Annotated in this window: 8 protein-coding genes; 5 read left to right on the forward strand and 3 right to left on the reverse strand. The window is 64.7% G+C overall.

What is annotated here, in order from left to right; genetic code table 11:
* Window positions 1-105 precede the first annotated feature (105 nt).
* From XH88_RS13245 to XH88_RS13260, 4 genes are all read left to right on the forward strand, one after another.
* Complete coding sequence (locus tag XH88_RS13245) at window positions 106-2,259, forward strand: methyl-accepting chemotaxis protein (protein ID WP_271668731.1); 2,154 nt, start codon at window positions 106-108, stop codon at window positions 2,257-2,259.
* Window positions 2,260-2,394: 135 nt separating this feature from the next.
* Complete coding sequence (locus XH88_RS13250) at window positions 2,395-3,456, forward strand: MBL fold metallo-hydrolase (RefSeq protein WP_271668732.1); 1,062 nt, start codon at window positions 2,395-2,397, stop codon at window positions 3,454-3,456.
* Window positions 3,457-3,684: 228 nt separating this feature from the next.
* Window positions 3,685-4,914, forward strand: coding sequence for a 5-aminolevulinate synthase (gene hemA / locus XH88_RS13255; protein WP_271668733.1), 1,230 nt, complete (start codon window positions 3,685-3,687; stop codon window positions 4,912-4,914).
* A 176-nt stretch (window positions 4,915-5,090) separates the two neighbouring features.
* Window positions 5,091-8,600, forward strand: coding sequence for a PAS domain-containing hybrid sensor histidine kinase/response regulator (locus tag XH88_RS13260; protein ID WP_271668734.1), 3,510 nt, complete (start codon window positions 5,091-5,093; stop codon window positions 8,598-8,600).
* Window positions 8,601-9,289: 689 nt separating this feature from the next.
* On the opposite strand, the gene XH88_RS13265 is transcribed toward XH88_RS13260, so the two are convergent.
* Entirely contained in the window at window positions 9,290-9,961 is a 672-nt protein-coding gene (locus XH88_RS13265; protein WP_271668735.1) for a response regulator, read from the reverse strand.
* Window positions 9,962-10,253: 292 nt separating this feature from the next.
* Here XH88_RS13265 and XH88_RS13270 point away from each other — a divergent pair, with 292 nt between their 5' ends.
* Entirely contained in the window at window positions 10,254-11,888 is a 1,635-nt protein-coding gene (locus XH88_RS13270; RefSeq protein ID WP_271668736.1) for an MFS transporter, read from the forward strand.
* Between the two features lie 85 nt (window positions 11,889-11,973).
* Here XH88_RS13270 and XH88_RS13275 read toward each other — a convergent pair whose 3' ends face one another.
* The gene (locus XH88_RS13275) at window positions 11,974-12,447 is read right to left on the reverse strand and encodes a secondary thiamine-phosphate synthase enzyme YjbQ (protein WP_271668737.1); all 474 of its coding nucleotides are present in this window, start codon (window positions 12,445-12,447) and stop codon (window positions 11,974-11,976) included.
* A gap of 150 nt (window positions 12,448-12,597) precedes the next feature.
* Complete coding sequence (locus XH88_RS13280) at window positions 12,598-13,131, reverse strand: hypothetical protein (RefSeq protein ID WP_271668738.1); 534 nt, start codon at window positions 13,129-13,131, stop codon at window positions 12,598-12,600.
* Between the last annotated feature and the right edge of the window lie 363 nt (window positions 13,132-13,494).

Consider the following 13,494-nt stretch of genomic DNA (forward strand, 5'->3'; position numbering starts at 1 on the left):
TCGCCCTGCGGAACTGCCAAGCTTTTGTGCAACTTGCGATTTTTTAACCCGGCCCGAGGATACTCCGCGACGAAAACATAAGATTACGGGTGTGGGGGAATTTCGATGGCGATCCGTCTGGGCGTTGGCCGTGTCCTTGGCCGTCTCAAGCCTCGTTTCAAAATGCCGAGATGGGGCCTGCGCGGCAGCCTGTTCGCGGCTTTCGCCGTGATCGCCGGCATGGGGCTCGTGATCGCGGGCGGCGCCGGCTTCGTGTTCAACCATCTCGGCTCGACGATGATGGATTTGAGCGGCCGCGACATCCCGCGCCTCTCCGCCAGCCTTCAGCTCGCCTCGCAGAGCGCGACCCTCGCCGCCCAAGGACCGGGCCTGCTCGCCTCACCGAGCGACGATGCGCTGAACGAGCGCACCAAGAATGTGAAGGAGATCCAGCAGCTCGCGATGGCCAAGCTAGGCGAGATCATCGAGCTCGGCGCCGACCAGCAGACGGCGAGCGCACTCCGCGACACCGCCAAGAGCATCGACGAGGCCACGCAGAGCCTGGTCTCGGCCGCACGCGAACGGCTCGACACCGGAGCGCTGCACGACAAGCAGTATGAAGCATTGCGCAAGGCCCAGCAGTCCTTCGTCGGCGCCGCCGGCCCGGCCATGCTGGACGCGCAGACGCGCCTCAACGCGATCCTCGGTTCGGCGGAAGTGTCGGCCGATGACGCCACCGAAGCCGCACGCACCGTCGCCCAGATCTCAACCATCTCCGCCAACGGCAATCTGATGGCCGCCGACATGATGGCGGCGCTCTCCGCAAACAGCAGCGACACGCTCGAGGCGATCGAGAAGGAATTCAAGACGACGCGCGACCGCGTCAAGTCGAACCTCGAGGACCTGCCGAGCTTTACCTCGATGCAGGCCGTGCGCGGCGCCGTGCAGAAGCTGTTCGCCTTCGGCGAGGGCAAGACCGGCGTGTTCAAGATTCGCCAGAAGGAACTCGACGCCATCGACTACGGCCAGACCATTCTGGACGAGACCCGCAAGCTCAATGTCGGCCTCGGCATCAGCGTGCAGGCGCTCGTCGACGGCGTACAGAAGGAGACCAACGCCTCGACCTTCAAGGCACGTCAGGAGATCTCGCTCGCCACGACAGCCATGCTGGCGCTCGGCGGGCTCACCCTGATCGGCTCGGCGCTGTTCGTCTGGCTCTATGTCGGGCGCAACATCCTGCGCCGCATCCGCGAGCTTCAGCGCGCGATGCAGCTGCTCTCGGCCGGCGACCTCGACACCGAGATCATCCGCTCCCGTCAGAACGACGAGATCGGCGCGATGAAGGAAACGCTGACGGTGTTCCGCGACAGCATGATCGAGGCCCGGGCGCTTGCGAGCGAGCAGGACAAGGATCGCGTCGTCAAGGCCGAGCGTGCCGCGCATATGGAGGCGAAGATCGCGGAATTCGAGGGCACGGTGCGCACCGCGCTCGACAATCTCGCGCAATCGGCCAATTCGATGCAGGCGACTGCGCAAAGCATGTCCAATACCGCCGACCAGTCCAACGCCCTGGTGAACGCGGTTGCATCCGCCGCGGAGGAGACCTCGGTCAATGTGCAGACGGTGTCGTCAGGCACCGAGCAGCTGTCGTCCTCGATCGAGGAGATCAGCAAGCAGGTCGTCACCTCGGCCGCGATCGCCAAGAAGGCGGTGGACGAGGCCGGTGCCACCGACGCCACGGTGCAGAGCCTTGCCGACAGTGCGAGCCGCATCAGCGTCGTGGTCGACCTGATCCAGACGATTGCCTCGCAGACCAACCTGCTCGCGCTCAATGCCACCATCGAGGCGGCCCGCGCAGGCGAAGCCGGCCGCGGCTTTGCGGTGGTTGCGTCCGAGGTGAAGAGCCTCGCCAGCCAGACCGCGAAGGCGACCGACGAGATCCGGACCCAGATCGCCAGCATGCAACAGGTCACGACTTCGGCCGTCGGCGCCATCCAGGGCATCGGCCGGATCATCGGCGAGATCAACGACGTCACCACGACCATTGCAGCCGCGGTCGAGGAACAGGGCGCAGCGACCCGCGAGATCGCCCGCAACATCCAGCATGCGGCCGGCGGCACCAGCGAGGTCTCCAGCAACATCGTCGGCGTCTCCACCGCCTCCGCCGAAGCCGGCGCTGCGGCCACCGAGGTGCTGAGTGCGTCCGACGCGCTCCGCCGCGAGGCCGACATGCTGCGCGGAGAGATCGACGCGTTTCTCAACAACATGCGGGCGGCGTAAGCCGCCGTCGCGCAGCCCGGATTTCGGTGCGCTCCATCCGGGCTGCGGAATACGGCCTGGAATGACCGCCATGCAGGTGGGCCGCGCGTCCTTTTTCGGCTGGCGCCCCGCGCGCCCTGGGTTTAAGCCGGTAGCATGAACCCAAAGACCGACACCGTGCAGTCCTCCGCCGAGGCCCTGCGATATCCCTGGGACCAGCATCCCGGCCACGACGAGATCGTCGAGGTGCGTCCCGGCGTGCTGTGGGCGCGGCTGAAATTGCCGTTCCGCCTCAACCACGTGAACATCTATCTGCTCGCTGACGGCGATGGCTATGCGATGGTCGATGCCGGCTTCGGCAACGAGGAGACGATCGAGGCCTGGACCAAGCTGTTCGAAGGACCGCTGCAGGGCGTCAACATCACGCGCCTGATCGTCACGCATTCGCACCCCGACCATGTCGGTCTCGCCGGCTGGATCGTCGAGCGGTTCAAATGCCCGCTGGTGATGTCGCAGGTCGAATATCTGCAATCGGTCTATCACCAGAACCGCGGCACCGAGGAGCGGCGCGAGGCGCAGCGGCTGTTCTTCCGCCGCCACGGCATGGACGAGTCGCTTACCGAAAAGCTGCTCGGCCGTGGTCAGGACTATCTCAAGCGCGTCTCGGTGCTGCCGCCGTCCTACCGCCGCATCTCGCACGGCGACGAGGTCGTGATCGGTCCCCGCCGCTTCAAGGTGATCACCGGCGGCGGGCATGCGCTCGACCAGGTGATGCTGTATTGCGCCGACGACAAGCTGTTCCTCTCCGCCGACCAGGTGCTGAGCAAGATCTCGCCGAACGTCAGCGTCTGGGCGGTCGAGCCGGACCAGAACTCGCTCGGCGAATATCTGGCCTCGCTCGCAAGCCTCACCACCACCCTGCCCTATGACCTCTTGGTGCTGCCCGGCCACGGCGTGCCGTTCTACGGGCTCAAGACCCGCATCAAGCAGCTCGCCGACCACCATGAGGAGCGCTGCCGCCTGATCGCCGAAGCCTGCCGCGAGGTGCCGCAGACCTCGCGCGCTCTGGTGCCTGTTGTGTTCAACAAGCACGTGCTGGACGAGCACCAGATGGGCTTTGCCGCCGGCGAGCTCGTCGCCCACGTCAACTACATGATCGTCGAGGGCCGGCTGACGGCGGAGACGAAGGACGGCGTGCTGCAGTTCAGGACGACGTGAGCCGTCGTCTTGATCTCGCCCCGCATGCGCGGCGAGGAGCAGGGTCATGGTGCGAAGCAGCATTATATCTCGCGCGGACTTGATCGGGATCAAGTTTCAAATCGCACGATAGGGCATTTTGCCCAAATGCCCCTCACGGCCAAATGTGGGATAGCGCATAGACATTGGAGCTGGAAAAGCTCTAAGGATATGCGGCTCTTTTGGTCAGTTCCGTCTCAGGTTTTGCCGATGGATTACGCTCAGTTCTTCAATTCCGCCCTCGATCGCCTCCATTCTGAACGGCGCTACCGCGTCTTCGCCGATCTGGAGCGTACGGCCGGCCGGTTCCCGCACGCGGTCTGGCACTCGCCCAAGGGCAAGCGCGATGTCGTGATCTGGTGCTCCAACGATTACCTCGGCATGGGCCAGCACCCCAAGGTGATCGGCGCCATGGTCGAGACCGCAACGCGCGTCGGTACCGGCGCGGGCGGTACCCGCAACATCGCAGGCACGCATCATCCGCTGGTGCAGCTCGAAGCCGAGCTCGCCGACCTCCACGGCAAGGAAGCGGCGCTGCTGTTCACCTCCGGCTACGTCTCGAACCAGACCGGCATTGCGACCATCGCAAAACTCATTCCGAACTGCCTGATCCTGTCGGACGAGCTCAACCACAATTCGATGATCGAGGGCATCCGCCAGTCCGGCTGCGAGCGGCAAGTGTTCCGCCACAACGATCTCGCGCATCTCGAGGAGCTGCTGAAGGCCGCGGGCCCGAACCGGCCGAAGCTGATCGCCTGCGAGAGCCTCTACTCCATGGATGGCGACGTCGCCCCGCTCGCCAGGATCTGCGATCTCGCCGAGAAGTACGGCGCGATGACCTATGTCGACGAGGTCCACGCCGTCGGCATGTATGGCCCGCGCGGCGGCGGCATTGCCGAGCGTGACGGTGTCATGCATCGCATCGATATCCTCGAGGGCACGCTCGCGAAAGCGTTCGGCTGCCTCGGCGGCTACATCGCCGCCAACGGCCAGATCATCGACGCCGTGCGTTCCTACGCGCCGGGCTTCATCTTCACCACCGCGCTACCGCCGGCGATCTGCTCGGCCGCGACCGCCGCGATCAAGCATCTGAAGACCTCGAACTGGGAGCGCGAGCGCCATCAGGACCGTGCCGCCCGCGTCAAGGCGATCCTCAACGCCGCCGGCCTGCCTGTCATGTCGAGCGACACCCATATCGTGCCGCTGTTCGTCGGCGATCCCGAGAAGTGCAAGCAGGCTTCCGACCTCCTGCTCGAAGAGCACGGTATCTACATCCAGCCGATCAACTATCCGACGGTGCCCAAAGGCAGTGAGCGGCTGCGCATCACGCCCTCGCCCTATCACGACGACGGCCTGATTGATCAGCTTGCCGAAGCCCTGCTCCAGGTTTGGGACCGCCTCGGCCTGCCGCTCCGGCAGAAGTCGCTGGCGGCGGAGTAGGCTTTTCTTACCCTCCCATGGAGGGTAAGAGCGGGTAGCTCGTCCTCCCGCTTAACGACACCCCCAGTTCCTGCCCATATCAGGAATTTCGCTGTCGCCTCCATCCCGCCAACGCGCTAGATTTGCAGGGAAAATGAGATCGGGCGCCCTTGCGCCCTGGGAGAAGCACGCTCGCCATGCTGCACGACTGGGGCGTGATCGCTGCCGCCTTCGGCTATATCGGCTTTCTGTTCCTGGTGGCGAGCCATGGTGACCGCCGCTCGTCGGCCCGACCCGGCCGCGCGTCCGGGCTGATCTATCCGCTGTCGCTGGCGATCTACTGCACCTCCTGGACCTTCTTCGGGTCGGTCGGCTTTGCCACCCGCACCTCGACCGACTTCCTTGCAATCTATGTCGGTCCGATCCTGATGATCGGCCTCGGCGCTGGCGTGCTTCGCCGCGTGATCCAGCTTGCCAAAGCGCACAACATCACCTCGATCGCCGACTTCATCGGCGCGCGCTACGGCAAGAGCCAGGCAGTGGCGGCAACGGTGGCATCGATCGCGATCATCGGCTCGGTGCCCTACATCGCGCTCCAGCTCAAGGCGGTGGCCTCCTCGCTCGAAGTCATCCTGAGCGAGGACCAGGCGTTCTCCCATATCCCGATCCTCGGCGACATGGCGCTGATGGTGACGCTGGCGATGGCCGCTTTCGCGGTGCTGTTCGGTACGCGGCAGACCGACGCCACCGAGCATCAACACGGGCTGATGCTCGCGGTCGCGACCGAATCCATCGTCAAGCTGGTCGCCTTCCTCACCGCCGGCATCTTCGTCACCTTCTGGATGTTCACGCCGCACGAACTGATCGAGCGCGCGATGAAGACGCCGGAGGCGGTGCGCGCTATCGACTATTCGCCGTCGATCGGCAATTTCCTGACCATGACGCTGCTGTCGCTGTGCGCGATCATGCTGCTGCCGCGGCAGTTCCACGTCAGCGTCGTCGAGAACTCCAGCGATGCCGAGGTCAGTCGCGCGCGCTGGCTGTTCCCGCTCTATCTCGTCGCCATCAATGTGTTCGTGATCCCGATCGCGCTTGCGGGCCTCATCACCTTCCCGTTCGGCGCTGTTGATCCTGACATGTACGTGCTGGCGCTGCCGATGGAGGGCGGCGCGGGACTTCTCAGCGTCGCCGTCTTCGTCGGCGGCTTGTCGGCGGCAACCGCGATGGTGATCGTCGAATGCGTCGCGCTCTCCATCATGGTCTCGAACGACCTCGTGGTGCCGCTGGTGCTGCAACGGCGGCCCGAGGGGCGCACCGGGGCCACCGATTTCGGCGACTTCCTGCTGCGCTCGCGGCGGCTTGCCATCTTCGCCATCATGGTGATGGCCTACTTCTATTATCGCGCGCTCGGCAATGCCCAGCTGGCAGCCATCGGCCTGCTCTCCTTTGCCGCCATCGCACAGCTCGCCCCTAGTTTTTTCGGCGGCCTGTTGTGGCGGCGGGCGACCGCGCGCGGCGCCATCGGCGGCATGCTGGTCGGCTTCGCGGTGTGGCTCTACACGCTGTTCATCCCGAGCTTCATGGATTCCTCGACGTCCGGAATTCTGCTGCTCCAGCACGGGCCATTCGGGATCGAGGCGCTGCGGCCGCAGGCGCTGTTCGGTGCCGATTTGTCGCCGCTGATGCATGGCGTGGTCTGGTCGCTTTCGCTCAACATCCTCACTTACGTGCTGCTTTCGCTGGCGCGGCAGCCCTCGTCCATCGAGCTCGTGCAGGCCGACCTGTTCGTACCCAACACGCTGGCGCCGATCTCGCCGAGCTTGCGTCGCTGGCGCAGCACCATCACGGTGCAGGACATCCAGGCCACGGTCGCGCAATACCTCGGCCCGGATCGCGCGCGGCAATCGTTCGAGGCGTTCTCGGCGCGGCGCAATATGCGGCTGGAGCCCGGAGCACCCGCCGATTTCGAGCTGCTGCAGCACGCCGAGCACCTGATCGCATCCTCCATCGGGGCTGCGTCCTCGCGCCTCGTGATGTCGCTGCTGCTACGCAAGCGCACCGTGTCCGCGAAAGCCGCGCTGAAGCTGCTCGACGATTCCCATGCGGCGCTGCACTTCAACCGCGAGATCCTCCAGACTGCGCTGAACCATGTGCGTCAGGGCATCGCGGTCTTCGACGCCGACCTGCAGCTGATCTGCTCGAACAGGCAGTTCGGCGATCTGCTCAACGTGCCCCCGCATTTCATCCAGTTCGGCACGCCGCTCCGCGAGATCCTGGAATTCATGGGCGTGAGCGATCCCGCCGATCAGACCGATCGCGAGGCGATGATCGAGCAGCGGCTCGTGGCCTACACCACCGACAGCGAGCCCTATCTCGAGCGCCTTCCCGAACGCCGCATGGTGATCGAGGTGCTCACGAACCGCATGCCCGGCGGCGGCTTCGTCATCACCTTCACCGACGTCACGCCGACCTTCGAAGCCGCGGAAGCGCTGGAGCGCGCCAATGCGACGCTGGAGAAGCGCGTGCGCGACCGCACCGAGGAGCTGACCCGGCTGAACTCCGAGCTGGCACAGGCCAAGAGCACCGCGGAAGATGCCAGCATCTCCAAGACCCGCTTCCTCGCGGCTGCCAGCCACGACATTCTCCAGCCGCTGAACGCGGCGCGGCTCTATGTCACGAGCCTGGTCGAGCGTCAGCACAACGGCGAGGAGACGCGGCTGGTCGAGAACATCGACGAGTCGCTGCAGGCCATCGAGGAGATCCTCGGCGCGCTGCTCGACATCTCCAGGCTCGATGCCGGCGCGATGACGACCTCGATCTCGAGCTTCAAGATGGCCGATCTGATGCGCTCGCTGGAGATCGAGTTCGCGCCGATCGCGCGCGCCAAGGGCCTCGATCTCACCTTCGTGCCCTGCTCGCTGCCGGTCGCGTCGGATCGGCTGCTGCTGCGGCGACTGTTGCAGAACCTGATCTCGAACGCGATCAAGTACACCCCGCGCGGACGCGTGCTGGTCGGCTGCCGCCGCCACGGCGCCTCGCTCAAGATCTGCGTCTACGACACCGGCGTCGGCATTCCCGCGGTCAAGCGCGGCGAGATCTTCAAGGAATTCCACCGCCTCGAGCAGGGCGCACGGATCGCGCGCGGGCTGGGATTGGGACTCTCGATCGTGGAGCGGCTGGCGCGCGTGCTGGACCACGGCATCACCATCGATGCCAATGCCGGCGGCGGCTCGCTGTTCTCCGTGACAGTGCCGACGGCGAAGGCCGTGACGCTGACCGCCGCGGTGACCAGCGCAACGCCGCTGGCCCGCACCTCGATCTCCGGCGCACTGATCGTCTGCATCGAGAACGACGCCGCAATCCTCGACGGCATGCGGACGCTGCTCAAGGCCTGGGACGCTGAGGTGATCGCGGTCGCCGATCCCGAAGGCGCAATCGCCGCCATCGAAGCCGCCGGCCGGCGCGTCACAGGGCTGCTCGTCGACTATCACCTCGACCGCGGCAACGGCATCGCCGCCATCCGCGAGATTCGCCGCCGCTTCGGCGATACCATTCCCGCGATCCTGATCACGGCTGATCGCAGTCCTGCCGTGCAAATGGCGGCGCGCGACGAGAAGATCGCGGTGCTGAACAAGCCGGTGAAGCCGGCCTCGCTGCGGGCTCTGCTGGGGCAGTGGCGCACCCAGCAGATGGTGGCGGCGGAATAAGGGCCGGCGCCTCTTCCAGCTCGCGTTTCATTCTGCAGACACACCTTCGCATTCTCGCGGCGCGTTTCGCCCGAGTTTTGCTCTCCGTGTCACGCCCTCAATGAAAAGGGCGCAGGGAAGGCCGGGTGCCAGCTGGCACCCGCGGTCCGCTGCGCGAAAGTGTAGCGCAAGAAGACCGCACAGCAGCATACAGGTGAAGCCGAACACACGGCCTTCCCTGCGCAGTGGTCGGACGGCTTATGCCGTGCTCTCCCGGGAGCCGAATTCCTTCTGGCCTCCCTCGCGTTGCGGAAGTCACCGGCAGCGCGCCGGTCGGCGCCAATGCCGCATCCGCAAGACTTGACCGTAGCAACGACGGCCGGGACCACACGGTTTTGCCGTACGCAGGCTTTCCGCTCAGCCACAAGGCTTTGCGGACATCGAGCACCGTTCGTCCACGCGGCTTGCAAGTCGCTCACGGGTTCCGCCCTGCGCTCGCATCCGCGACGGCGCTGCCAGCGTCCACCGCAACCTGATCCACGGTTCGTGACGACGGACGACCGCCCCTTTTCGCCGGATCAGGATGGGCAACATATACGACAAATCCGAATTTCGGTAAAGCGGAATATTTTGAGGGACGGCGGTTGACCCAGCAATTGCTGTTTCGGCCGACGAACTGCCAAGGTCTTGTAGCCCGCATGGCTACGCGACTACCCCGCAGGCGTGCCCTGCGTCCACTGGCCGCCGGCGATCTTGGCGGCCGCGATCACCGCCTGGGTCCGGCTTTCCACACCGAGCTTTTGCAGGATCGCCGAGACATGGGCCTTGATGGTCGCCTCGGAGACGCCGAGTTCGTAGGCGATCTGCTTGTTCAACAGTCCCTCCGACAACATCATCAACACCCGCACCTGCTGCGGCGTCAGCGTCACCAGCCGGTCGCGCAGCTTCGTCATCTCGGGGTCGGCGGCCGCCGACAGGTCGGTGTCGGCGGGAACCCAGACGTCCCCCTCCATCACCTTGAGGATGGCGTCGCGCAAGGTCTCGACGCCGAACCGCTTCGGAATGAAGCCCGAGGCGCCGAAATCGAGCGAGCGCCGGATCGTGGCACTGTCGTCCGAGGCCGAGACGATCACCACCGGGATCGCGGGATATTGCGCACGCAGATAGATCAGCCCGGAGAAGCCGGAAATGCCCGGCATCGAGAGATCGAGCAGGACCAGATCAACGTCGGAGGTCTGTTCCAGGAGCTTGGTCAGATCCTCGAACGAGCCGGCCTCGTCGAACTTCGCCGTGCTCAGGACGCCTGCCACCGCCTGCCGCAGAGCATCGCGGAACAGCGGATGGTCGTCGGCAATGACGAGATGGGTGGAGGGAGCGTTCATCGATCTCTTGCTGTCGTTTCGTCACCGGGCCAGTAGTCTGGACCGGCGCAATGGTCAATTCTTCCCCGACAGGCCGTGGCATGCAAGGGCACATTATTCCTTTGCGGGAAAGGGGTTAATCGGCCAGCCGCGTGGCACGGCACTATAACTCCGCACTGTCAGTTGCGCGTCAGTGCGAAAGGCCGAAAGTCTTATTGGGGCGGGTATCACGCCGATGTTACTTTCAGCGCAAGCCTAAATTGATCCGGCCGGTCCGGACGCGCGGCTTTGCACTAACTCTGGGAGCGAAACGATGACAATGGCTGCCACAGCGGGCTCAGGGGTCCGCGCTGGAGGAATGACTGCCGAGGAGCGAAAGGTCATTTTCGCATCCTCGCTCGGCACCGTGTTCGAGTGGTACGACTTCTACATCTACGGCACGCTGGGCGCCTTCCTGGCAAAATACTTCTTCTCGAACGTGCCGCCGAATGTCGGCTTCATCTTCGCGCTGCTCGCCTTCGCGGCGGGCTTTGCCGTCCGCCCCTTCGGCGCGCTGATCTTCGGTCGCCTCGGCGACATGATCGGCCGCAAATACACCTTCCTCGTCACCATGACGCTGATGGGCATCGGCACGTTCTTCATCGGCCTGCTGCCGGGCTATGCGACCTGGGGCATCGCCGCGCCGATTGTGCTGATCGGCCTGCGCCTGATCCAGGGTCTCGCGCTGGGCGGCGAGTATGGCGGCGCGGCGACCTACGTCGCGGAGCACGCTCCCCAAGGCAAGCGCGGCTATTATACTTCCTGGATCCAGACCACGGCGACGCTCGGTCTGTTCCTGGCGCTTCTGCTGATCCTCGGAATCCGCACCGTCATGGGCGAAGAGTCGTTCGGAGATTGGGGCTGGCGCATTCCGTTCCTGCTCTCCGGCGTGCTGCTGGCGGTTTCGATCTGGATTCGTTTGAGCCTGAACGAATCGCCGGTGTTCCAGCGCATGAAGGAAGAGGGCAAGACGTCGAAGCGTCCGCTCACCGAAGCCTTCGGCGAATGGAACAATGCCAAGATCGCGATCCTCGCCCTGCTCGGCGCGACCGCGGGTGAAGCGGTGGTGTGGTACGGCGGACAGTTCTACGCGCTGTTCTTCCTGACCCAGACCCTGAAGGTGCCTGCCGTCCCGTCGCAGATCATGATCGTGGTCGCGCTGGCGCTGGGTACGCCCTTCTTCGTCATCTTCGGCATACTGTCCGACAAGATCGGCCGCAAGCCGATCATCCTCGCCGGCTTCCTGCTTGCGGCGGTGACCTACTTCCCGGTCTTCAAGGGCATTACCCACTTTGCCAACCCGAAGCTGGAAGCCGCGCTGGCGTCTGCGCCGGTGACTGTTATCGCCGACCCCAGCGAATGCTCGTTCCAGTTCAAGGCGACGGGCACTGAGAAGTTCACCACCGGCTGCGACATCGCCAAGGCCGCGCTGGTGAACCTGTCGGTGAACTACCAGAACCAGGATGCGCCGAAGGGCACCCCGGCGACGGTCAAGATCGGCGAGCAGACGCTCACGGCCACGTCGGCGGATTTCGCCAAGGCGTTGCCTGCAGCGATCAAGACCCACGGCTACCCGGCCTCTGCCGATCCGAACGACATCAACTATGTCATGACGACGATCCTGCTCTGGGTTCTCGTGATCTACGTGACGCTGGTCTACGCACCGATCGCGGCGTGGCTGGTTGAGTTGTTCCCGAGCCGCATCCGTTACAGCGGCATGTCGCTGCCCTACCACATCGGCAACGGCTGGTTCGGCGGCTTCCTACCGGCGACGGTGTTTGCGATCGTGGCGGCCACCGGAAACATCTATTCCGGCCTTTGGTATCCGGTCGCCATTGCGGCAATGAGCCTTGTCGTCGGCTTCCTGTTCCTGCCCGAGACCAAGGACATCGACATCAAGCAGATCTAGTCGAAACTGGCCGGAGCCCACGGCTCCGGCCTCACAGCAAGTCAACCCGGCCGCGGACATTCCGCGGCCGGTTTCATTTTGGTGTCTATGCGTTGCTGCCGATGAATTGCAGTACGATCTCGCGCCGGTGCGGTCGCGCGCGATGCTCGATCAGATAGATCGCCTGCCAGGTGCCGAGCGCGAGCTTGCCGTCCAGGACGGGGACCTGGAGCGAGGGTCCTGTCAGCATCGTCTTGATGTGGGCCGGCATGTCGTCCGGCCCTTCGGTATCATGAGTCCAGGGCACGTTCTCCGGCGCGAGCCGCGACAACGCGGTGGTGAGATCGACGAGGACCGAAGGATCGGCATTCTCCTGGATCGTCAGCGACGCCGAGGTATGGCGGATGAACAGCGTCAACGCGCCGTCGCGCGCGCGGGCCTCAGCGACAAATTTCGCGGCCTCGCTGGTGAGGTCGGTGAATCCGCGCCCTTGTGTCTGCACGGTGAGCAGCGACGAGACGATCGTGTTTGCTTGCACCGACGATGGCGCCGAGCGCGTGATGGATTTGGACGTTATCATAATAGATCTCTCAACTCGAACGCTGCCGCAGGGTGGGCAATGCGAAGCGTGCCCACGAATACGTGCAACGACATCAAGATCGTGGGCACGGCGCCTTGCGCCTTTGACCACCCTAGGGCACTTCAACGCTCCGATTGCGCGAACGGGTCCTCAGATCCTGCCCGACACGTCCTTCTGCACGCGATTGGCCATGTCGATCAGCCGGCGCCACGCCTTTTCCAGGAACGACATTACGCGGTCGAGGTCCTGGTCGCTCGGCAACGGGATCTCGAGCCTGCGGTCACCCTCGGCGGCTTTCGGCTCCCGTGGTTGCGGCTCGGCCTTCTTGAGGGAATCGGATTTCGGCAACGCCTCGTCGATCTTGCCTGATACGGTCGGCCCGGCCGCGAGCTGTCCCTTGAGCTTCTCGACCTCGGCCTCGAGCCGGCCGATCTCCGCATCGAGCGCGGAGCGTTCGTCGGGCACGGCATAACAGGCCCACCCGGCCTCATTCTTGGTGCAGGTCGAGACTGCACCGGTGCGGGTGTCGAGCCGCAGCACGCCTTCCGGGATCGGCGTCATGCTGTAACGGCCGTTGTCGCCATCGGGGGCGGATTGCGCGGCAGCCACGCCGCCGCTGGCCGCCGCCACAGCAACGATCGCCGCGGCAAGCCATGATGTTGTGGATGACTTCACAGGTCTCATCGCGCTCTCCGCCACGCCGCACGGGTGGCACATCCCTTCGGAATTCTACACCCCGGCGGGCGACGGCGCATCGCCGGTCAGCCGAGTCCGCGGCCGAAAACCGCAGCTGCGAAATCAACGGCAGCCGCCGTCGCTTTGATCCCGAAAGCAGCGGCCAAATGTCAGCCATATCGGCGGATCGCGCGCAAGGCTGCTGCGGTGCGGCGTCACGCTGTGTGCAGCGCTGGCGCACAAGGCAATATCTCCAATTAAATCAGCCACATAATAGAACACGACGCGATCGTGACTTGGCTTGACTTGATTATGTGCGGTCAGTATGGTCCGCGCGGCTTTTGAGGGTGGCGGGCGTAATTTCCATTCAAC

Origin of the sequence: Bradyrhizobium sp. CCBAU 51627 (assembly GCF_028128765.1) — a bacterium.
Taxonomy (GTDB): Bacteria; Pseudomonadota; Alphaproteobacteria; order Rhizobiales; family Xanthobacteraceae; genus Bradyrhizobium.

Coding starts and splice junctions, on each gene's coding strand:
- XH88_RS13245 (WP_271668731.1), top strand. CDS start 106: ATGGCGATCCGTCTGGGCGTTGGCCGTGTCCTTGGCCGTCTCAAGCCT.
- XH88_RS13250 (WP_271668732.1), top strand. CDS start 2,395: ATGAACCCAAAGACCGACACCGTGCAGTCCTCCGCCGAGGCCCTGCGA.
- hemA (WP_271668733.1), top strand. CDS start 3,685: ATGGATTACGCTCAGTTCTTCAATTCCGCCCTCGATCGCCTCCATTCT.
- XH88_RS13260 (WP_271668734.1), top strand. CDS start 5,091: ATGCTGCACGACTGGGGCGTGATCGCTGCCGCCTTCGGCTATATCGGC.
- XH88_RS13265 (WP_271668735.1), bottom strand. CDS start 9,961: ATGAACGCTCCCTCCACCCATCTCGTCATTGCCGACGACCATCCGCTG.
- XH88_RS13270 (WP_271668736.1), top strand. CDS start 10,254: ATGACAATGGCTGCCACAGCGGGCTCAGGGGTCCGCGCTGGAGGAATG.
- XH88_RS13275 (WP_271668737.1), bottom strand. CDS start 12,447: ATGATAACGTCCAAATCCATCACGCGCTCGGCGCCATCGTCGGTGCAA.
- XH88_RS13280 (WP_271668738.1), bottom strand. CDS start 13,131: ATGAGACCTGTGAAGTCATCCACAACATCATGGCTTGCCGCGGCGATC.